Genomic DNA, 20145 nt, shown 5'->3' on the forward strand with positions numbered 1-20145 from the left:
GCCCCGCTCCGGCCGGTCAGCCCGGCGCGGAGCCGTTGTCGACCAGCCGGAACCGGGTGGTCACGGTCGCGTCGCCGGCCTCCTCCAGGATCAGCCCCCACGTCGGCGAGAACTGCAGGTACGCCGACTGGCTGCTGATCGCGTACGCCGAGCCGTCGCGGACGACCGTGAACCGCTGCCTCGGTTCGTCCCGCGCGCATCCGGCCGCCTCGATGCGCAGCGGCTCGCTGCCCGACGACCGGACCTCCCAGCAGGTGTCGGCCCCGTCGGGGCCGGGCTCGGCGGCGCGGATCTGGTAGGTGTCTCCCAGCGGCGCGAAGACGAACAGCTGGCGGCCCTCGTCGCCGTCGACCTCGGCCAGCCGGCCGCCGTCGAGCAGCGACACGCCGCCCGCCGAGGCGGCCACCCGCACGACGGTGACCTGACGCTGCCCGGACAGCACCGGGTCGCCGCCCGGGGGGCCGGCGGGCGGGCCGGACGATCCGGTGGGCGGGGCGGACGTGCCGCCGGTCGGCCCGGACGAGGCGCGATCCGGCCCGGACGACGTGCGATCCGGCGCGGGCGAGGTGCGGTCCGGCCCCGGCGACGTGGGGTCCGGCCAGGGCGACGCGACCGGGCCGGAGGTGGGGCCCGCCGGCCCGATCGGGACGGGGTGCGGCCGGCCACCGGACCCGGCGAGGGCGACACCCGCGCCGAGCGCGGCGACGGCGAGGGCGGCGAGGGACACCGACGCGGTCCGGCGCCGCCGGCGGCGGGCGTCGCCGCGCCGTCGGACATCGGCGGCGGCGGGGACCGTCCCCTGCCCGCCGTGGCCCGCCAGCGCCCGCAGGGCGTCGGCGAGCTGGTTGTCAGAACTCATGACCGCGCCCTTTCGTCCACGCCGTGGTGCTCCGGTTCGGTCAGGTGTGCGGCGAGGGCCCGACGGCCCCGGGCCAGCCGCGTCTTGACGGTGTTCTCGTTGGTGCCGACCTCCGCCGCGATCTCGGCCACGCTCAGCCCGACCAGGTGGTGCAGCACCACGGCCCGGCGTTGCTCGGCGGGGATGTGCCGCAGCGCGGCCACGATCGCGACGTGGTCGACCGAGGCCGCGTCGACGCGTTGCTCGGTGGCCTCCCGGCGGTGGGCACGCATTCGGTTGACGGTCTTGCGCCAGGCGCTGACCGCCACCCGGTACGCCACCCGGCGTACCCACGCCTCCGGGCTGTCGCACCCGCGCACCGCGGCCCAGCGGTCCCAGGCCCGGGCGTACGCCTCGGCCACCGCGTCCTCGGCCTCGGCCCGGTTGCCGACCATCGCGTACAACTGTCCCAGCACCCGGTGGGCGGACGCGGAGTAGAAAGCGTCGAACTCCGCGGCGTCACGCATCGGTCAAAGTCTCCACCAGAGCTGGTCGGTTCCGGAAATGGGGTCCTCCCGGGTGACGTCGGCGGCCCGGCGGGGGAACTGCCGGCCGGGCCGCCGACTCAGGTCACCGGCGCGGGGCGGGCCCCGTGTCGTTGAACCGGAAGCTGCTGACCGGCGGGGCGTCGCCCAGCTCCTCCAGGATCAGCCCGGACCGCGCCGAGTCGCGCAGGTACGCCCACCGGTTGCTGACCAGGTACTCGCGCGCCCCGCCGCCGGGGGCGGGCGCGATGGCGAACCGCTGCGCCGGGTCGTCCGCCCGGCAGGTGGCGCCGGCGACGTACAGCGGCTGGCCGTTGTTCGGGTTGCGCGCCTGCCAGCAGACCGGCTTCCCGGTGCCGCCGCCGTAGTATGCCTTGATCAGGTACTCCCCCGCGCCCAGCGGGGTCGGCACGAAGACCTGCCGGCCACGGTCGTCGTCCACCTCGGCCAGCCGCCCGCCGTCGAGCAGGGACAGCCCCGACTCGAACGACCCCACCCGGACGATGGTGACCCGGCGCTTGCCCGACAGGACCGGGTCCGTGCTCGCCCGCGCCGCAGGTGCCGGCGGTGCCGCGGCACCGGGCGGTGCCACCCCCGCCGCCACCGGCGCCGGCGCCACCCCGGCCGGCGCGGTGTCGCCCGCGGACGCGGACAGCGCTCCGTAGAGCGTCGCGGCGGCACCGGTCAACACCGCCAGGCCCGCCCCGGCGAGCCACCTACGCACCAACACCGTTACCTCCCCACTGCCCCGGCTCCCCGAGGCCCCGGCCGAGACCGGCCAGCCCTGCCGGCTGCCGGTCCTCGCTCGACTCGATCTGATGACGCGCGAGGCGGGCCGCAGGTTTCAGCAGATCCCATCGAGGTGCGTCCACGGCCGCGCGGGTGGCCGCCGCCCGCGCGCCGCACCGGTCGGTCGGCTCCGGCCGCCGGGGTCAGGAACCGGACGGCCCGCCCAGCCGCAGGGCCAGGAAGAGGTCCACCCGGTCGGCGAACCGGTCGAGGTCGCGGCCGGTGAGCCGCTCGATCTGACCGATCCGGTACCGCAGGGTGTTGACGTGCACGTGCAGCGACTCGGCGCACCGCCGCCAGGCGCCGTTGGCGGACAGGAACGCGTTCAGGGTGTGCACCAGCTCCGTGCCGTGCTGCCGGTCGTAGCCGGTCAGCGGGTCCAGCAGCCGGGCCCGGAAGGCCCGCTGGGTGTCGGCCGGCACCCCGGCGAGCAGCATCAGGTGGGAGGCCACCTCGTCGGAGCGGACCACGGCCACCGGCCCGGGTCGGGCCGCCGCCGCGCGCAGGGCGTGGGTGGCCTCCTGCACGAGACCCGGCAGCGCCGTGGCGGCCCGGCCGGCGGTGCTGATCCCGACCGAGAGACGCCCGGTGCCCAGCCCGGCCGCCAGGACGTCGAGGGCGTCGCGGAACGCGCCGGCCACGCTCGCGGCGGTCGGCCCGGACGCGGCGTCGCCCACCACCGCCAGCAGGGTCCCGTCGGGCGCGTCACCGGGCAGCGCCGCCGTCACGGCCGCCGGCAGGCCCGTGGTGCGGATCGTCTCGCGCAGCACCGCCAGGGCCAGCGCCGGGGGCGTCCGCAGGCCGGTCAGGGTCGCGGCCAGCGCGACGAAGCCCCGGTCCGGCGCCAGCCCGCAGGCCCGCAGCCGGGCCCGCAGGTCGGCCTCGTCGCCGTCGCCGGCCAGCGCCCGCCCCACCTGGTCGGCCAGGCGCTGCTCGACCCGCTCGGCCTCGTCGGCCTGGGTCCGTTCCAGGGCGACCACGTCGACCAGCTCGGCCAGCACGTCGTCCCCGCCAGGCTCCGGCCCGGCCGGCGGGAGCGCCCCGGCCGGGCGGTGCGCCCCGTCCGGCACGTGCGCGCCGGCCGGGGCGCAGGCGAGCAGCCAGGACGCCATCCGGTGCTCCGGGGACCCGGTGATCGCGGTGACCGACACGCGGGCCCCGTCGACCCGGGTGGTCGTCGGCAGCCGGGTGGCCGTCAGGAAGGCGGTGCACAGCTCCCGGGCGGCCGGGGCCGGCAGCGGGGCGGTGCCGGCGATCAGCCGGCCGGCGGGGGAGAGCAACCAGCAGCGTACGCCCAGGTCGGCGGCGATGGCCGGGAGCAGGTCGGGCAGCCGGGCCCCCGCGGCCATCGCGGCGACCACCCCCCGCTGCCGGCCGAGCATGGTGGCCAGCCCGGTCGCCCGCTGCTTCCACACCGACGGCGCGAACGCCTCGATGACCTCGCGGAAGGACACCTCCACCGGGACCTCGAACAGGGGCACGCCGTGCCGGCGGCACGCCTCGACCAGGTCGGCCGGCACCCGGCCGAGAGCCGCGTGACCGGCGCCGATCGCGGTGACCCGGGCCGTGGCGCAGGACCGGACGAAGGTCTCGGCGTCCGTGGCCCCCCGCCGCCACATCAGGCCGGTGAGCACCACCTCCCCGCCGCGGAGGTAGCGGCGGGGGTCGGGCAGGTCGGTGACGAAGACCTGGGTGACCGGGCGGTCCAGCCCGTCGCCGCCGGTGAGCAGGGTCAGCCTGAGGGCCGGTAGGGCCAGCGCGTCGCGCAGCAGCATCGTCATCCCCGTCGTCGAGGAACCCGATCGGCACACGGTAGGACGGTGAGGTTTCGGTTACGTGTCCGATCCTCGCGGTTCACGGCGGAACGTGGCGGCCGTCCGCACCGGACAGACGGTGCCAGACCCGGTCGCGGGTGAACGGCAGGTCGGTGAAGCGGACCCCGGTCGCGTCGCGCAGCGCGTTGGCCATGGCCGCGGCGACCGGGTTGAACGGGCTCTCGCTCATCGACTTCGCCCCGGCCGGCCCCACCGGGTCGGCGGTCCGCGCGAAGTGCACCTCCGTACGCGGCACGTCGGCGAAGGTCGGCAGGTGGTAGTCGCGGAAGCCGGTGGTGGTCACCCGACCCCCGGCGTCGAGGCGGACGTGCTCGGCGAGGGTGGCGCCGAGCGCCTGCGCCACGCCCCCCTCGACCTGGGCGCGGCACTGCATCGGGTTCAGCACCGTGCCGGCGTCCGCGGCGTGCACGCTGCGCAGCACTGTGATCTCGCCGGTCTCGGGGTCGACGGCGATGCGGAACCAGTGGACGTTGAACGCCACCGACCGCTCGGCACCGTCGGCGTGCCCGGTGGCGGTCGGCGGGGTGCCCCGGGCGGCGGCCAGCCGGTGCAGGTCGGCCAGGGGCAGCGGCGCGCCGCCGCCGTGGACGGCGTCGGGGCCCAGCCGCAGGCCGGCGGGGTCGGCGCCGGGGCGGGCCCCGGCCGCGAGGTCGAGCAGCAGCGCGCGCAGCGCGGTGGCCGCCCGGAGCACGGCGGTGCCGGCCACCGTCGTGGCGGTGGAGGCGAACGCGCCGGTGTCGTGCCCGACCAGCGCCGTGTCCGACTGCCGGACCCGGATCCGGTCCACCGTGGTCTCCAGCACGTCGGCGGCGATCTGCCGGTGGACCGTGGTGGAGCCGTTGCCGAACTCGGCCGTCCCCACGTCGAGCTGGTAGCCGCCGGCCGGGGTGAGGCTCAGCCGGGCCTGACCGTGGTGTCCCCCCGGCGGCCCGGTGGCGATCATGGCCAGCGCCGATCCCTCGCCGACCAGCCATCCGGCCGGCGCGTCGGGCCCGGTGCCCGGCCGTGCCGCCGCCGCGCGGACGACGTCGAGGCACTGGTCGAGGCCGTAGCTGCGGATCGCGAGGTCGGCCGCGTGGCCGGCCGGGGTGACCAGGTCGTCGCCGTCGCGGACGACGTTGCGGGCGCGGAACTCCTCCGGCGCGACGCCCAGCCGGCGGGCCAGCTCGTCGACGGCCGACTCGACGGCGAAGGAGACCTGGCCGAGGCCGTACCCCCGGAAGGCCCCGGCCGGGACGGTGTTGGTGTAGACCGCGAAGGCGTCGATGCGCGTGGCGGGACACCGGTAGACGGCCACCGACTCCGCGCAGCCGTGGAAGAGCACCCCCGGGCCGTGGTTGCCGTACGCGCCGGTGTCCGAGACCACCCGCAGCCGCAGCGCGGTCAGCGTCCCGTCGCGCCGGCCGCCGACGCGGACCCGGACGGTGAACGGGTGCCGGGTGGTGGCGGCCGTGAACTGCTCGGCCCGGGTGAACTCCAGCTTCACCGGCCGCCCGGTGCGCAGCGCGGCGAGCAGCGCCACGTCCTCGACCAGCATCTCCTGCTTGCCGCCGAAGCCGCCACCGACCCGGCCGGCGACCACCCGGATCCGCTCGGCCGGCAGGTCGAAGATGCGGGCGAGGGCCCGCCGGGTGAGGAACGGCGTCTGGGTGCTGCTGCGCACGACGATCCGCCCGTCCGGGTCGAACGACACGATGGCGCAGTGCGTCTCCAGGTGCGCGTGCTGCACCCGCTGGGTGCGGAACGTCTCCTCGTACACCACGTCGGCGGCGGCGAACCCGGCGGCGACGTCGCCACACTCGCCGTGCAGCTCGGCGGCCACGTTGCCGGCCGGTCGGGCGATCCGCGACCGCGCGCCCTTGTCGCCGTGGATCGCCGGCGCGCCCGCCCGCATCGCCCGCTCGGGGTCGGTGACGGCGGGCAGCGGCCGGTAGTCGACGCGGACCAGGGCGCAGCCCTGCTCGGCGGCGGCCTCGGTCTCGGCGACGACGGCGGCGACCCGCTGCCCGACGTGCCGGACCACGTCGTCGAGGACCCGGGTGTCGGCCGGGTCGTCGTCGGCGTTCTCGTGCTGGGCGGTGGAGAAGAGCGCCGCCGGGGCGTCCCGGTGGGTGAGCACGGCGAGCACGCCGGGCACGGCCAGGGCCGCGCTCGCGTCGACGTCGACGATCCGGGCGTGCGGCAGCGGGGAGCGGACCAGCCGGACGTGGGCCAGGCCGGGCACCGAGACGTCGGCGGTGAACCGGGCCGCGCCGGTGACGATGTCGGGCCCGGCCGGGGCCGGCAGGTTGCGGCCGACCGCCTCGCCCGGTGCCGCGTCCTCGGTGGTGCGGACGCCGTGCAGCGCGTCGGCGATCGACCGGTACCCGGTGCACCGGCACAGGTTGCCCTTCAGGGCGGCGGGCAGGTCGGCGCGCTGCGCCTCGTCGAGGGCGACGGCGGTCATGATGAACCCGGCGGTGCAGAAGCCACACTGGAAGCCCTGGGCGTCGAGGAACCGCCGCTGCGTCTCGGCCCCGCCGGGCACCGCGGCGACGCCCTCGATGGTGGTCACCTCGCGGCCGACGGCCCGCACGGCGGGATAGAGGCAACTGTGCACCGGCACGCCGTCGACGTGCACCGTGCACGCCCCGCAGTCGCCGGTGTCGCAGCCCTTCTTCACCCCGAACCAGCCCTGTTCCCGCAGGTAGCCGCGCAGGCACTGGCCGCCGGTCGGCGCGACGGCACACGGCTGGCCGTTGACCCGTACGCTCACGGCGCCGTCACCCGTGCCAGCTCGGCGCGGACCTGCTCGGCCAGCCGCAGGGTCATCCGCCGCCGCCACGCCGGCAGGCCGTGCACGTCGTCGTACCAGTCCGCGGCGGGGATCCGGGCGTCCAGCAGCTCGGCCAGCTCACCCGGCCGGGGCGGGCCGGGCAGGGCGACGCCGACCGGACGCCGGGTGGCGGCGGTCACCCAGAGGGTGACCGCCCCGGTGTCGGGGTCCCGGTGGCCGACGACGAGCGCCGCCGAACGGCCGAGCGGGTGCAGCGACGCCCGCCGCAGCGCGAACCGGCCGCCCAGCACCCGCGCGGGCAGGCGGATCGTGTGCAGGTATTCGTCCGGGCGCAGCACCGTGACGCCCACGTCGCGGACCAGCCCGGTCGCCGGCACGCGCCGTTGCCGCCCGGCCAGGTCCCGGATCAGGCAGCTCCCCGCGGCGGCGGTGACCAGCGAGATCATCGGCCCGGCCGGCAGCGCCGCGCAGAGGTTGCCGCCGACCGTCGCGACGTTCCACACCTTGAACGAGGCGAGGAACGCGTCGCAGCAGTCCCGGATCAGCGGGCCCAGCGACGGCCAGCACGGCGGCGGCGCATACCGGGACAGCTCGGCGACGGTGCAGGTCGCGGCGACGTCGAGGCCCGGCTCGCCGGGGTCGGGGCTGACCCGCAGCGGGGGCCAGGCCAGGGTGGTGAGGTCGCGCAGCCGGCGGACCTGCGGTTGCGGCTGCGCGAAGAGGTGGGTGCCGCCGCCGAGCCAGCGGTCGCCCTCCCGCCACGCGTCGGCGTCCGCGGCGATCACGTCCTGCACGGTGAACAGGTCCACAGGCATCGCGCTTCCGTTGGGGGCGGATGCCGCCGGTCGAGGCGCCCGGGGTGCGGGCGGGCCGGCGGCGGTGGCCGTTGAGGGGAATCCAAGCAACCCGGCCGCCGGCCCGACAATGCGCGCCGGCGACAACGCCGCCGGGGGCGGGACCGTCCCGGTTGGACGAAGCTCCAAACCGGGGCGGGCGTCGCCGGGACCGGGGCGGACGCCCTTGACAGCCTCCCGGCCCGCTCCGCATGGTGGGCCGGTCGACGCCCGTTCGGCCCGTGCCGGGACCGCCGGTGGCCCGGCGCGGGCATCGACAGGCGTGGGCGCTCCATCCGGCGCGAGGGAGACGTCGTGCAGCTGTCCCGTACCCCCGGTTCACCCCCCGCCGTCGCCGGGCTGGTGCTCGCCGCCGGCGCCGGCCGCCGCTACGGCAGGCCCAAGGCGCTCGTGCACCACCGCGGCTCGCTGCTGGTGGAACGCGCGGTGCGTACCCTCGTCGGGGCCGGCTGCTCGCCGGCGCTGGTGGTGCTCGGCGCGGCGGCCGACCGGGTCCGCGCCGACGCCGACCTCTCCGCCGCCCGGGTGGTGGGCAACCCCCGGTGGGCCACCGGGCTGGGCTCCTCGCTGCGGGTGGGGCTGCGGGCACTGGCCGGCACCGACGCGGTGGCCGTGGTGGTGCTGCTGGTCGACATGCCGGGGGTCTCCGCCGAGGCGGTGCGGCGGGTCGCGGCCGGCGCCACCCCGGCGTGCCTGGCCACGGCCGGCTACGGGCCGGGCCGCCGGGGTCATCCGGTGCTGCTGGGCCGGGAGCACTGGCCCGGCGTGTGCGCCTGCGCCGTCGGTGACAGCGGCGCGGGCGGCTACCTGCGGCAACGGCTCGACCGGGTGCGGATCGTGCCGTGCGCCGACGTGGCCGACGACGTCGACCTCGACGTCCCGCCCGCCGACCCCACCGCCACCGGGTCCGCCACCGCCACGCCGCCCCCCGCCACCGGGTCCGCCGACGACGGGTGGCCCGGCCGTGGATGAGGTGCTCGCCGAGCTGGTGCGCCGCTGCGCCGACGGCGACGCCGTCGGCCTGGCCACCGTCGTCGAGACCTGGCGCAGCGCGCCCCACCCGGCCGGCACCGCGATGCTGGTCGGCCCGGACGGCGCGGTCACCGGCAGCGTCTCCGGCGGCTGCGTCGAGGCCGCGCTGCACGACGCCTGCCGCCAGGCCGTGCGCACCGGGCGGCCCGCGCTGCTGCGCTTCGGGGTGGCCGGCGCCGACGCGTTCGCGGCGGGCCTGACCTGCGGGGGAACCATCGAGGTGTACGTCGAGCGGGTCGACCGCGCCGGCTTCGCGGAGCTGCCGGTGCTGGCCGGTGCCGTCCGCGCGGGCACGGCGGTGGCGGTGCTGACCTGCGTGCAGGGGCCGCCGGGGCGGCTCGGCCGGCGGATGGTCGCCGGGCCGGACGGCCACCACGGCAGCCTCGGCGACCCCCGGTTGGACGAGGCGGCGCTGGCCGCCGGCCGCCGGCTGCTGGCCGAGGGGCGCAGCGGGTCGGTGCGGCTGCCGCCCGCCGGTCCCGGCGCGGCGGGGCGGGTGCGGGTGCTGGTGCGTTCCTATCCCCCGCCGCCCCGGTTGATCGTGTGCGGCGCGATCGACGTGGCGGCCGAGCTGGCCCGCATCGGCGTCGTCCTCGGCTACCGGGTCACCGTCTGCGACGCCCGCCCGGTCTTCGCCACCGCGCGCCGCTTCCCGCAGGCCCGGGAGGTGGTGGTCGACTGGCCGCACCGCTACCTCGCGGCCGAGGCCGAGGCGGGGCGACTGGACGGGCGCACCGCCGTGTGCGTGCTCACCCACGACGCCAGGTTCGACGTCCCGGTGCTGCGGCTGGCCCTCGACCTCCCGCTGGGCTTCGTCGGGGCGCTGGGCTCCCGGCGGACCCACCACGACCGGCTCGGCCGGCTCCGCGCGGCCGGCGTCACCGAGGCGGCGCTGGCCCGGCTCAGTTCCCCCGTGGGCCTGGACGTGGGGGGCCGCGACGCCGCCGAGGTCGCGGTCAGCATCGCCGCGGAACTCGTCGCGGTGCGGCACGGCCGCGCGGGCGGCCGGCTGCGCGACGCCACCGGCCGCATCCACGGCTGACGCGCCCCGCTCGCCGCGGCAACGGCAACGGCAACGGCTGCGGCTGCGGCTGCGGCTGAGCGTGGTCGGGCCCGGCGGACGCTGGACGAACGTACAACGGCGGTGCCGGGAAGTCCGGCGGTTTTGGTCGTCGCGGCGCTGTCGACCCCACCGGTCGGCCTGTTTGACTGCTCCTGCGACGGGCGGGCCAGGGGAGGCGACCGGTGACACGGATCGAGGAGTTCAACGCGCTCGCCGCGCAGCGGGCCGAGGACGATCTGCTGGCCTGCTGCGCCGTGCCCCGCTGGGCCCGCGAGGTCGCGGCCGGGCGGCCGTACCCGGACCTGGCCGCGCTGCTGGCCGCGGCGCACGCCGCCAGCGCGGGGCTGACCTGGCCGGAGGTCGCGCAGGCGCTCGCCGCCCACCCGCGCATCGGCCAGCGCCCGGCGGGGCAGCGCCGGGAGGACGGCTGGTCGCGCGGGGAACAGTCCGGCCTGGACGCAGCGTCCGCCCGGAGCCGGGCCGACATCGCCGAGGCCAACGAGGCGTACGAGCGCCGCTTCGGGCACCTGTTCCTGGTCTGCGCCGCCGGCCGCAGCGACGCGGAGCTGCTCGCCGCCGCCCGGGACCGGCTGGCGCACGACGAGGCCACCGAACGGGAGGTGGTACGCGGGGAACTGGCGAAGATCGCCGCGCTGCGGATCAGGAAGCTGCTCGATGGGCCGGCCTGACGCGGGGGCGACCGCGCCGCTGTCCACGCACGTGCTGGACACGGTCGTCGGCGCGCCCGCGCCGGGCATCGGCGTCCGGCTCGACCGGCTCGACGGCGCGCGGTGGCGGCAGGTCGCCGCCGGTCGCACCGACGCCGACGGCCGGCTGCGCGACTGGGTGCCGGCGGCACAGTGGAGGGTCGGCCGGTACCGGCTCGTCTTCGGCCTCGACGGGCACCTCGGGCCGGATCCCTTCTTCCCGGAGGTGGTGCTCACCTTCGCCGTCGGCGACCCCGCGGCGCACCTGCACCTGCCGCTGCTGCTCAGCCCGTTCGGCTACACCACCTACCGAGGGAGTTGACAGATGGGAATCGTGCTGGGGCCCAACCGGTACGGCAAGGCCCAGGTGCGCGTGGTCCACGTGGTCCGCGACGGCGACCGGCACACGCTGCGGGACCTCGACGTGCGGACCGCCCTCGCCGGCGACCTGGCCGCCACCCATCTCACCGGCGACAACAGCCAGGTGCTGCCGACCGACTCGCAGAAGAACACGGTGTACGCGTTCGCCCGTAAACACGGCGTCGCCTCCCCCGAGGCGTTCGCGCTCCTGCTGGCCCGGCACTTCGTGCACAGCCAGCCGGCCGTCCGGCGTGCCGAGGTGGCGGTGCGGGAGTTCGGCTGGCAGCGGCTCGGGCAGCACTCCTTCCAGCGCGGCGGCGCGGAGACCCGCACCGCGACGGCCACCTACGACGGCGAGACCGCCCGGGTCGTGTCGGGCCTGACCGACCTGGTGCTGTTGAACACCACGAACTCCGAGTTCCACGGCTTCGTGCGCGACGAGTACACGACGCTGCCGGAGACCACCGACCGGATCCTGGCCACCGCCGTGGACGCCCGCTGGCGGCACCTCGACGCCGACGCCGACTGGGACGCCGCCCACCGGCAGGTGCGCGAGGCGCTGGTCGCCGCGTTCGTCGAGACGTACAGCAGGTCGTTGCAGCAGACCCTGTACGCGATGGGCCGCCGGGTGCTGGAGGCCAGGCCGGAGGTGGCGGAGATCCGGCTGTCGCTGCCCAACCGGCACCACATCCCGGTCGACCTGTCGCCGTTCGGGCTGGACAACCCCAACGCCGTCTTCGTCGCCACCGACCAGCCGTACGGGGTGATCGAGGGCACCGTCGGCCGCGACGGCGTCGCCCCGGCCGACGGCGACTGGTGACGCCGTGATCGTCATCGACAACTGCGCCGTCGCCACGGTCGACGCCGCCGGCAGCGAGCACCGCGCCGGGCACGTGGTGATCGGCGACGACGGGCGGATCGCCGCCGTCGGGGCCGGGCCGGCCGGGCCGGTGGACCCGTCGGCCCGCCGGATCGACGGCACCGGTTGCCTGGCCACCCCGGGCCTGGTCAACACCCACCACCACCTCTACCAGTGGGTGACCCGGGGGCTGGCCCAGCAGTCGGACCTGTTCGGCTGGCTCACCACCCTCTATCCCGTCTGGGCGCACCTGGACGCCGACATCGTCCACGCGGCGTCGGCCGCCGGGCTGGGCTGGCTCGCCCTGTCCGGCTGCACCACCAGCACCGACCACCACTACGTGTTCCCCCCGGGCCGCGACGACCCGCTGGCCGCCGAGATCGAGGCCGCCCGGCGGATCGGGCTGCGCTTCCAGCCGTGCCGGGGGTCGATGGACCTCGGCCGGTCGGCGGGCGGCCTGCCCCCGGACTCGCTGGTGGAGGAGACCGAGGCGGCGCTGCTGGCCACCGAGGCCGCCATCGACCGCCACCACGACCCGTCCCCCGGCTCGATGCTGCGCGTCTCCGTGGCCCCGTGCTCGCCGTTCTCGGTCACCGGCACCCTGATGCGGGAGTCCGCCGCGCTGGCCCGGCGGCGGGGGGTCCGGCTGCACACCCACCTCGCGGAGACCGTCGAGGAGGAGGAATACTGCCGCGCCACCCACGGCTGCACCCCGGTCGAGTACGCCGAACAGCTCGGCTGGCTCGGCGACGACGTGTGGCTGGCCCACGGCGTACACCTGGACGACCCGGCGGTGGCGAAGCTGGCCGCCACCGGCACGGCGGTGGCGCACTGCCCCAGCTCGAACGCCCGCCTCGGCGCGGGCACCGCCCGCGTGCCGGACCTGCTCGCCGCCGGGGTGCCGGTGGGCCTCGGCGTCGACGGCGCGGCCTCCCAGGAGGCCGGCCAGCTCGGCGCGGAGCTGCGCCAGGCGCTGTACGCGGCCCGGCTGCGCGGCGGCCCGGCTGCGCTGACCGCCCGGCAGGCCCTCGCCCTGGGCACCATGGGCGGGGCGCGGTGCCTCGGCCGCGCCGACGAGATCGGCTCGCTGGAGGTGGGCAAGCTCGCCGACGTCGCGCTCTGGCGCGTCGACGGGCTGGGCCACGCCGGCATCGACGACCCGGTGGCGGCGCTGGTGCTCGGCCCACCGGCGCCGCTGGCGCTGCTGCTGGTCGGCGGCCGGACCGTCGTCGAGGACGCGGAGCTGCGCACGGCCGACGCCGACGCCCTCGCCCTGGCGGCCACCGGGGCGCACCGCCGGCTGCTGGAGCGGGCCCGATGAGCTACGACCTGGTGGTGCGGTCCCGCCGGGCGGTGCTGCCGCAGGGGCAGCGGCCGGCGGCGGTCGCCGTGGCCGCCGGCCGGATCGCCGCGCTCGCCGGTTACGACGCGCCGCTCGACGCCGTCGTCGACGAGGACCTGGGCGACGTCGCCCTGCTGCCCGGCCTGGTGGACACGCACGTGCACGTCAACGAGCCCGGCCGCACCGAGTGGGAGGGTTTCGCCAGCGCCACCCGGGCCGCCGCGGCCGGCGGCGTCACCACCCTGGTCGACATGCCGCTCAACAGCGTCCCGCCGACGGTCACCGTGGCCGCGCTGGAGACCAAGCGCGCCGCCGCGCGGGGCCGCTGCCACGTCGACGTCGGGTTCTGGGGCGGCGTCGTGCCGGGCAACCTCGGCGACCTCGTGGCGCTGGACCGGGCCGGGGTGTTCGGCTTCAAGGCGTTCCTCGTCGACTCCGGCGTGCCGGAGTTCCCGCCGGTCGACGCCGTCCTGCTGGAGCGGGCGCTGGCGGCGGTCGACGCGCTCTTCGTCGTGCACGCCGAGGACCCGGGGTCGGTACGCGAGTCGCCCCCGTCGCCGCGCTACGCCGACTTCGTGGCGTCCCGGCCGCCGGCGGCCGAGCGCTCCGCCGTCGCCACGGTGGTGGCCGCCGCCCGCCGCACCGGCGCGCGCGTGCACGTGCTGCACCTGTCGTCGGCCGGGGCCCTGCCCGAGCTGGTCGCGGCGCGGGCCGACGGCGTGCGGCTGACCGTGGAGACCTGCCCGCACTATCTCGCGTTGACCGCCGAGCAGGTGCCCGACGGCGCGACGGAGTTCAAGTGCTGCCCGCCGATCCGGGACCGGGGCAACCAGGACCGGCTCTGGGCGGCGCTGGCCGACGGCACGGTGGACTGCGTGGTCAGCGACCACTCGCCCTGCCTGCCCGAGCTGAAGCGGGCCGACACCGGCGACTTCGCCGCCGCCTGGGGCGGCATCGCGTCGGTGCAGCTCAGCCTGCCGGTGGTGTGGACCCAGGCCCGTCGCCGGGGGCACGGCCTGACCGACGTCGTCCGCTGGATGGCCACCGGCCCGGCCGACCTGGTCGGGCTGCGCGGCAAGGGGCGGATCGCGGTGGGCGCCGACGCCGACCTGGTGGCCTTCGACGCGGACGCGGGCTTCCGCGTCGAGCCGGGCCGGCTGCACCACCGGCACCCCGTGACGCCGTACGCCGGCCAGCGGCTGACCGGGGTGGTGCGGGCCACCTGGCTGCGCGGCGAACCGGTCACCGGCGACGCCCCGCGCGGCCGGCTGCTGCGGGCGGGTGCGGCATGAGCGGCCGACCCGACCCGACCGACCCGGCCCCGCCCCGCCCCGCCGACGGCGCCCAGCCCGACCTGACCGACCTGACCGCCCTGCCCGATCTGGCGTCGCGCGCCTTCGGCGGCGGCGTGGTCGCCGCCAACGACGAGTTCTTCGCCGCCGCGGACAACCTGGTCGATCCGCTGCCGCCGACGTTCTCGCCCCGCACGTTCGCCGCGAAGGGCCAGGTCTACGACGGCTGGGAGACCCGCCGCCGCCGCGAGCCCGGCTCCGACCACGCCATCGTCCGGCTCGGCCTGCCGGGCGTGGTGCGGCTGCTGGTCGTCGACACCAGCTTCTTCACCGGCAACTATCCGCCGTTCGCCGCCGTCGACGGGTGCGCCGTCGGCGGCTACCCGGGGCCGGACGAGCTCGCCGGGGCGCGCTGGGTGCCGCTGCTCGACCGCTCGCCGCTGGCCGGGGACAGCCGCAACGTCTTCCCGGTCGACGTGCCCCACCACGTCACCCACGTGCGGCTCACCATCTTCCCCGACGGCGGCGTCGCCCGGCTGCGGGTGCACGGCGACGTGGTGCCCGACCCCCGGCTGCTGCCCGACGTGCTCGACCTGGCCGCGACGGAACACGGCGGCCGGGTGCAGGCGTGCAGCGACCGGTTCTACGGCGCCCCGCAGAACCTGCTCGCCCCCGGCCCGGCCCGGGTGATGGGCGAGGGCTGGGAGACCGCCCGCCGCCGCGACGACGGCAACGACTGGGTGCTGGTCCGGCTGGGCGTGCCGGGGGTCGCGCAGTTCGTGGACCTCGACACCAGCCACTTCAAGGGCAACGCCCCGGGCCGGGCCACGCTGCGCGCCGCCGACGAGCGCCACGGCGACCTCGACGACCCGGCGGCGTGGTTCCCCCTGCTGCCGGAGACCCGGCTGCGGCCGGACACCCGGCACCGCTTCCCGGTCGACGCGCCCCGGGCCGCCAGCCACGTCCGGCTGGACATCTTCCCCGACGGCGGGATGGCCCGGCTGCGGGTGACCGGCCGGATCGACGCCGCCGGCCGGGACGCCCTGGTCGCCCGCTGGCGGCGCACCCGGCCGCCGACGGCCGGCCCCGGCGGCGGCTGAGCCCGGCCGGTCGCGGCGGGCCGACCGGCGCCGGCCGGACGCGGCGGGCACACAGCTTCCTGACAGTTGGCGGCGATCCTGGGCACCGGCGCGACCGCGTCGCGTCGGAGGTCCGACAGGAAGGCGTCACGATGAGGAAGTACCCGATGGCCGCGCTCCTCCTGGCCGTCATGATCGGTGGCACGGGGTGCTCGAACACCGGATCCGACCAGACCGACACCGCCGAGCCGCCGGAGGTGGCCACGCTGCGCAGCGACGCGCCCTCCGTCGCCCCGTCGGCGTCTCCGGCCGACGAGCGTCCCCGCGAGCGCCTCGACGACACCGAGGAGGACGCGAAGGCGCGCGCGAGGCCGTACGAGAAGTGCATGGCCGACCACGGTGTCGACATCCACCGGGAACGGGCCGGCGGCACCACGTCGGGCCGGATCGGGAAGGCGAACAAGGCCTGCGAGAACCTGCTGCCGCTGCCGCCGTGGGAGCTCGACCCGGCCAACCCGGAGGCGAGGGACTTCGCGCGGGACGTCGTGGCGTGCCTCAAGGAGAAGGGCGTGCGCTACGTCGAGGTCAACCCCGACGGCCCGGGCTGGTCGTTCGGCGGCGAACAGAACGACGCGGAGTCGATCTCGAAGGGCATGCGGTTCTCGCCGGAGTGCGAGCGTGAGGTCGCCGCGAAGCGCAAGTGACCGCACGGACCGGAGGCGCCACCCGCGATCGGGTGGCGCCTCCGTCGTTCTCCGCCCGCGACGGTGCGGTCGGTCGCCGCCCTCCCCCGTGTGCTCCTTCTTCCCCGCGACGGTCAGGACGAGGCGAGCGCCTCGGTCGGCGTGAGCCGGGCGGCCCTGATCGACGGGTAGACGCCGGCGACGACGCCGACCACGACGGCGCCGCCGAGCCCCGCGAGCGTCGCCGGCAGCGGGACCACGACCGGCCAGCCCTGGTGGACCGCGTACGCGGCGGTGGCGGCCAGGCCGACCAGGGTCCCGGCGACACCGCCGAGGGCGGCCAGCGCGGCCGACTCGGTGAGGAACTGGGCGCGGATCTGGCCCCGGTGCGCGCCCAGCGCCCGACGCAGGCCGATCTCGGTGCGGCGTTCCCACACGGCGATCACCATCGTGTTCGCCACCCCGATGCCGCCGACGAGCAGCGCGACCGCGGCGAGGCCGAGGAGCAGGGCGGAGAAGGCGCCCTCGGTGGCCCGCTTCGCGGCGAGGGCGTCCGACGGGCGGGTCACCACGACCTGGCCGGGCTGCACCGGCGAGACGGTGGCGGGCAGGACGGCGCGGACGGTCTCGACCGCCGACTCCCGGCACTGGACGTAGATGACGGTGGGATGGCCGTCGAAGCGGAGCTGGCTGCGGGCCGCCTCCCAGCCGACCAGGACCGAGCGGTCGATGTCGGGGGAGAGCGGCGTGGCGGCGAGGATGCCGACGACGGTGAACCACCGGTCGCCGATGATCACCATCGGCGCCGGGCCGCCGGTGGCGGGCAGGTCCGCGAACCCGAGCCGGGTGGCGGCGACCGAGCCGAGCACCACGGTCGGGAACCGCTCGGTGACGGGGTCGAGCCAGCGCCCGGAACGTACCGTGGCGTTGATGGCCCGCGGCAGGTCGAGGCGGGCGGCGAGCACGGTCAGGCCGGAGCCGTCGCGGGCGTCGGTGCGGTCGTTGCGGCGGACCAGCGCGTGGGTGTTGGCGACCGCGCTCGCGACCGTGACCGGGCCGATGCGCTGCACCATCGCCACGGACTCCTCGGGCAGCTGCGGTGGCGAGTCCGTGCCGGGTTGCGCCATGACCTGGAGGCTGTTGGTGCCCAGGGCGGACAGTTCGCGCAGCAGCGCCGCCTGGCTGGCGGCGGGGACGCCGGTGACCAGGACCGTGGTGGCGATGCCGATCGCGATGCCCAGGGCCGAGAACGCGGCCCGCATCCTGCGGGTACGGATGCCGAGCAACCCGACGTCGAGCAGGTCGAGCGGGGAGAGGCGGACGGGGCGGATCATCGGACGGCCGCCGTGTCCCGCACGAGCCGGCCGTCGCGGATCTCGACGCGGCGGGGCAGGCTGGCGGCGATCTCGTTGTCGTGGGTGATGACGGCGATGGTGGTGCCCTCCTCGTTGAGTCTGCGCAGCAGGCGCAGGACGGCGTGCCCGGTGCCGGTGTCGAGGGCGCCGGTGGGCTCGTCGGCCAGCACCAGGGCGGGTCCGTTGACGATGGCCCGGGCGATGGCGACCCGCTGGCGTTCGCCACCGGAGAGCTGGGCCGGGCGGTGGCCCACCCGGTGGGCGAGGCCGACCCGGTCGAGGGCGTCGAGCGCGAGCGCCCGGCGACGCCTGCGCGGGACACCGGCGTACAGCAGGCCGGTGGCCACGTTCTCCGCGGCGGTGAGGCCCTCGGCGAGGTGGAACTGCTGGAAGACGAAGCCGAGCCAGCGGCCCCGCAGGGCGGAGAGCTGACGGTCGGAGAGCGCGGCGACGTCCTGCCCCGCGATCCGGATGGTGCCGGAGCTGGGCCGGTCGAGGGTGCCCATGAGGTGGAGCAGGGTCGACTTGCCGGAGCCGGACGGCCCGACGATGGCGAGCAGTTCGCCCTCGGCGATGTCGAGGCAGATCCCGCGCAGCGCGTCGACCCCGCCCGGGTAGCGCCTGCTGACGTCGCGCGCGGACAGGACGGTGCTCACGAGGTGGTCACCACCCGCGTGCCCGGGGCGAGCCCGTCTCCGCTGATCTCGACGAGGCCCTTGGCGAACATGCCGGTCTCGACCGCGACCAGGCCGCCGCCCTCGACCTGGACGGCGTAGCCGCCCTCGGCGAGCGCCAGCAGCGCGCCGACCGGCGCGACGAGAACGTCCTTGTGGGTCTCGGCGACGAAGTCGACCTGCACGTCGGCAAAACTGATCTTGGCGACGGCGGCGGACTTGTCCAGGGTGACCGTCACGGTGACCCTGGCCGGGCCGCCGCCCGTCGGGTCGTCGCCCGCCGCCGCCTGCACGGCCTGGCCGACGGCGGCGACCTTGCCGCCGACCGCGCTCTCGTCGGGCAGCCGCACGTCGACCACGTCGCCCGGCTCGACCGAGGCGGCGTCACCGACGTCCATCTGCACGGTGACCACCTTCGCGGTCTGGGTGACCGACATCAGCGGGGAGTTCGCGCTGTCCCCGGGCTGGGCGGCGACCGAGTCGACCCGGACCGCGCCGACGAGCACCGCCACGTCCCCGGGCTCGACCGCGCCGGTCGCCGGGACCCCCAGGTCGTTCTGCCAGCGCTTGACGGCCGCGCGCAGCCCGGTGGTCAGGACGGCCTCGCCCCGGCCCACCGTCACCGCCGGCCGGGACGCGGCCGGCGACGGAGCCGGCGACGGGACCAGCCGGGTGCCGGGCCTCGGCTGGTCGCCGATCTCGTAGCCGAGGGCGTCGAGGTTGTCGGCGACGATCCGCACGTCCCGACCGACCGTGCCGAGGTCACGCAGCGGGCGGTACAGCGGCATCCCGCCGTAGAACAACGGCACCGGCCGGTCGTCGACGCGGTAGAGCTGCTTTCCGCGCCGGACCGCCGCCCCCGGCGCGGGCAGCCACGTCACCGTGCCGCCCCTGCCGCCCTTGAGCACCCGGGCGGCGCCGTAGCCGAGGGTGCCCGGCAGCGACTGCGCCATCGACATGTCCTGCCGCGCCAGCGCGACGCTGCGCACCCCGGCGGGTTCGTCGACGGCCGGCGGTCGTCCGCTGTCCCGGCCGAACCAGACGACACCCGCCGTGACGGCCAGCACCGCTAGGACGACGGCGGGCACCACCAGCCTCGGCAGGCGTCGGCGGCGCGGCGTCGGTTCCGCGCCGACGACCGGGATGACCTGGGTTTCGGTGTCCGACGGTGGCACCGTCCGGGGCAGTGACATGGCGCGATCGTGGCCCGGGAATATCAGGATCCTGTCAGGCCCGGGCGTGACCTTTTCCGCACCGCCGCCGCGCCGCGCGGCGCACCGCCCCTGGGCTGCCCGGGCGCGGCGCGACCCACGTCGCGGCCGAGGTCGCAGCCGGTTCGGGGCCCGACGCCTGACCTATAGTCCCCACCATGTGCGCACAGGTGATGCTCGCGGAGGACGACCGGCGGCAGGCCGAGGCGCTGCGCCGCTACCTGGCCGCGGAGGGACACGAGGCGACGGTCGTGCACGACGGCGAGGCCGCGCTGCGGCAGGCCCGGCAGCAGCCGTTCGACCTGCTCGTGCTCGACGTGATGCTGCCGGGGCTGGACGGCATGCAGGTCTGCCGCATCCTCCGGCAGGAGTCGGACGTGCTGATGCTGATGCTGACCGCCCGGTCGAGCGAGGACGACCTCCTGCGCGGCCTGGACCTGGGCGCCGATGACTACATGACCAAGCCGTTCAGCCCCCGGGAACTGGTGGCCCGGATCCGGACGCTGCTGCGGCGCGTCCGGACGACGGGGCAGGACTCCCCCGTGCACCGGGTCGGGCGGCTCACCGTCGACGAGCCACGGCACACCGTGACCGCCGGTGGCGTCCCAGTCGACTGCACCGCCGGCGAGTTCGCGATCCTGGCCGCGATGACCCGCCAGCCGGGGCGGGTGTTCACCCGCGGCCAACTGCTGGAACACACCCGAGGAGTCGAGCGGGAGTCGACCGAGCGCACCATCGACGTACACGTGATGAACCTGCGCCGCAAGATCGAGCTGAATCCCCGCCGCCCCCAGCAACTGCTGACCGTCTACGGCGTCGGCTACAAGCTCAGCCCCGGGGCGCCGTGAGGC

General features: G+C 76.9%; 19 protein-coding genes. 10 read left to right on the top strand and 9 right to left on the bottom strand.

The genetic code is table 11. The features are described from left to right. Window positions 1–16: 16 nt before the first annotated feature. The 6 genes from GA0070558_RS18625 to GA0070558_RS18650 form a co-directional block, all read right to left on the bottom strand. A complete protein-coding gene (locus GA0070558_RS18625; protein WP_091281822.1) occupies window positions 17–859 on the bottom strand; it encodes a hypothetical protein in 843 nt (280 codons plus the stop codon). Next, entirely contained in the window at window positions 856–1365 is a 510-nt protein-coding gene (locus GA0070558_RS18630) for an RNA polymerase sigma factor (protein ID WP_091281826.1), read from the bottom strand. The genes GA0070558_RS18625 and GA0070558_RS18630 overlap by 4 nt, the downstream gene beginning before the upstream one ends. A 103-nt stretch (window positions 1366–1468) precedes the next feature. Next, window positions 1469–2113 carry a hypothetical protein gene (locus GA0070558_RS18635; RefSeq protein WP_091281833.1) on the bottom strand — a complete coding sequence of 215 codons (645 nt, stop codon included), beginning with the start codon at window positions 2111–2113 and terminating at the stop codon, window positions 1469–1471. Between the two features lie 202 nt (window positions 2114–2315). Continuing rightward, window positions 2316–3983: a PucR family transcriptional regulator gene (locus GA0070558_RS18640; protein ID WP_198956523.1), complete on the bottom strand. Its 1668-nt coding sequence runs from the start codon at window positions 3981–3983 to the stop codon at window positions 2316–2318. 43 nt (window positions 3984–4026) lie between these two features. Continuing rightward, window positions 4027–6762: a molybdopterin-dependent oxidoreductase gene (locus GA0070558_RS18645; protein WP_091281836.1), complete on the bottom strand. Its 2736-nt coding sequence runs from the start codon at window positions 6760–6762 to the stop codon at window positions 4027–4029. After that, complete coding sequence (locus GA0070558_RS18650) at window positions 6759–7598, bottom strand: FAD binding domain-containing protein (protein ID WP_256092010.1); 840 nt, start codon at window positions 7596–7598, stop codon at window positions 6759–6761. The genes GA0070558_RS18645 and GA0070558_RS18650 overlap by 4 nt, the downstream gene beginning before the upstream one ends. A 333-nt stretch (window positions 7599–7931) precedes the next feature. Between GA0070558_RS18650 and GA0070558_RS18655 the strand changes: the two genes are divergently transcribed. From GA0070558_RS18655 to GA0070558_RS18695, 9 genes are all read left to right on the top strand, one after another. Further along, the gene (locus tag GA0070558_RS18655) at window positions 7932–8609 is read left to right on the top strand and encodes a nucleotidyltransferase family protein (RefSeq protein WP_256092011.1); all 678 of its coding nucleotides are present in this window, start codon (window positions 7932–7934) and stop codon (window positions 8607–8609) included. After that, window positions 8602–9711 (top strand): XdhC family protein, encoded by a 1110-nt coding sequence (locus GA0070558_RS18660; RefSeq protein WP_091281840.1) that lies wholly within the window; start codon window positions 8602–8604, stop codon window positions 9709–9711. Before GA0070558_RS18655 ends, GA0070558_RS18660 begins: the two co-directional genes overlap by 8 nt. A gap of 203 nt (window positions 9712–9914) precedes the next feature. Then, entirely contained in the window at window positions 9915–10421 is a 507-nt protein-coding gene (gene uraD / locus GA0070558_RS18665) for a 2-oxo-4-hydroxy-4-carboxy-5-ureidoimidazoline decarboxylase (protein ID WP_228986948.1), read from the top strand. Further along, window positions 10408–10761 (top strand): hydroxyisourate hydrolase, encoded by a 354-nt coding sequence (gene uraH, locus GA0070558_RS18670; protein ID WP_077937336.1) that lies wholly within the window; start codon window positions 10408–10410, stop codon window positions 10759–10761. Before uraD ends, uraH begins: the two co-directional genes overlap by 14 nt. Before the next feature lie 3 nt (window positions 10762–10764). Continuing rightward, on the top strand, window positions 10765–11619 hold the full coding sequence (gene pucL, locus GA0070558_RS18675) for a factor-independent urate hydroxylase (protein ID WP_077937335.1): 855 nt from the start codon (window positions 10765–10767) through the stop codon (window positions 11617–11619). Window positions 11620–11623: 4 nt separating this feature from the next. Beyond that, window positions 11624–12979: an 8-oxoguanine deaminase gene (locus GA0070558_RS18680; protein WP_091281842.1), complete on the top strand. Its 1356-nt coding sequence runs from the start codon at window positions 11624–11626 to the stop codon at window positions 12977–12979. After that, on the top strand, window positions 12976–14292 hold the full coding sequence (gene allB, locus GA0070558_RS18685) for an allantoinase AllB (protein ID WP_091281844.1): 1317 nt from the start codon (window positions 12976–12978) through the stop codon (window positions 14290–14292). The genes GA0070558_RS18680 and allB overlap by 4 nt, the downstream gene beginning before the upstream one ends. Beyond that, window positions 14289–15392, top strand: a complete 1104-nt coding sequence (gene alc / locus GA0070558_RS18690) for an allantoicase (RefSeq protein WP_091281847.1) — start codon at window positions 14289–14291, stop codon at window positions 15390–15392. The genes allB and alc overlap by 4 nt, the downstream gene beginning before the upstream one ends. A gap of 131 nt (window positions 15393–15523) precedes the next feature. Next, window positions 15524–16075, top strand: a complete 552-nt coding sequence (locus GA0070558_RS18695) for a hypothetical protein (protein ID WP_218107027.1) — start codon at window positions 15524–15526, stop codon at window positions 16073–16075. A gap of 113 nt (window positions 16076–16188) precedes the next feature. Here the strand turns inward: GA0070558_RS18695 and GA0070558_RS18700 are convergent, their stop codons facing one another. From GA0070558_RS18700 to GA0070558_RS18710, 3 genes are read right to left on the bottom strand one after another with little or no spacing between them, the layout of a single operon-like run. Next, window positions 16189–17388 (bottom strand): ABC transporter permease, encoded by a 1200-nt coding sequence (locus GA0070558_RS18700; protein ID WP_091281852.1) that lies wholly within the window; start codon window positions 17386–17388, stop codon window positions 16189–16191. Then, a complete protein-coding gene (locus GA0070558_RS18705; protein ID WP_077937327.1) occupies window positions 17385–18065 on the bottom strand; it encodes an ABC transporter ATP-binding protein in 681 nt (226 codons plus the stop codon). The genes GA0070558_RS18700 and GA0070558_RS18705 overlap by 4 nt, the downstream gene beginning before the upstream one ends. After that, the gene (locus tag GA0070558_RS18710; protein WP_218107028.1) at window positions 18062–19276 is read right to left on the bottom strand and encodes an efflux RND transporter periplasmic adaptor subunit; all 1215 of its coding nucleotides are present in this window, start codon (window positions 19274–19276) and stop codon (window positions 18062–18064) included. The genes GA0070558_RS18705 and GA0070558_RS18710 overlap by 4 nt, the downstream gene beginning before the upstream one ends. Before the next feature lie 176 nt (window positions 19277–19452). Between GA0070558_RS18710 and GA0070558_RS18715 the strand changes: the two genes are divergently transcribed. Continuing rightward, on the top strand, window positions 19453–20142 hold the full coding sequence (locus GA0070558_RS18715) for a response regulator transcription factor (RefSeq protein ID WP_077937326.1): 690 nt from the start codon (window positions 19453–19455) through the stop codon (window positions 20140–20142). Window positions 20143–20145: the final 3 nt, after the last annotated feature.

The sequence above is a fragment of the Micromonospora haikouensis genome (assembly GCF_900091595.1).
GTDB classification, from domain to species: Bacteria; Actinomycetota; Actinomycetes; order Mycobacteriales; family Micromonosporaceae; genus Micromonospora; species Micromonospora haikouensis.

Excerpts from the sequence above, each read along its gene's own strand:
- GA0070558_RS18625 (WP_091281822.1), bottom strand. The coding sequence starts at position 859 with ATGAGTTCTGACAACCAGCTCGCCGACGCCCTGCGGGCGCTGGCGGGC.
- GA0070558_RS18630 (WP_091281826.1), bottom strand. The coding sequence starts at position 1,365 with ATGCGTGACGCCGCGGAGTTCGACGCTTTCTACTCCGCGTCCGCCCAC.
- GA0070558_RS18650 (WP_256092010.1), bottom strand. The coding sequence starts at position 7,598 with ATGCCTGTGGACCTGTTCACCGTGCAGGACGTGATCGCCGCGGACGCC.
- uraH (WP_077937336.1), top strand. The coding sequence starts at position 10,408 with ATGGGCCGGCCTGACGCGGGGGCGACCGCGCCGCTGTCCACGCACGTG.
- pucL (WP_077937335.1), top strand. The coding sequence starts at position 10,765 with ATGGGAATCGTGCTGGGGCCCAACCGGTACGGCAAGGCCCAGGTGCGC.
- allB (WP_091281844.1), top strand. The coding sequence starts at position 12,976 with ATGAGCTACGACCTGGTGGTGCGGTCCCGCCGGGCGGTGCTGCCGCAG.
- alc (WP_091281847.1), top strand. The coding sequence starts at position 14,289 with ATGAGCGGCCGACCCGACCCGACCGACCCGGCCCCGCCCCGCCCCGCC.
- GA0070558_RS18695 (WP_218107027.1), top strand. The coding sequence starts at position 15,524 with ATGAGGAAGTACCCGATGGCCGCGCTCCTCCTGGCCGTCATGATCGGT.
- GA0070558_RS18700 (WP_091281852.1), bottom strand. The coding sequence starts at position 17,388 with ATGATCCGCCCCGTCCGCCTCTCCCCGCTCGACCTGCTCGACGTCGGG.
- GA0070558_RS18710 (WP_218107028.1), bottom strand. The coding sequence starts at position 19,276 with ATGTCACTGCCCCGGACGGTGCCACCGTCGGACACCGAAACCCAGGTC.
- GA0070558_RS18715 (WP_077937326.1), top strand. The coding sequence starts at position 19,453 with ATGTGCGCACAGGTGATGCTCGCGGAGGACGACCGGCGGCAGGCCGAG.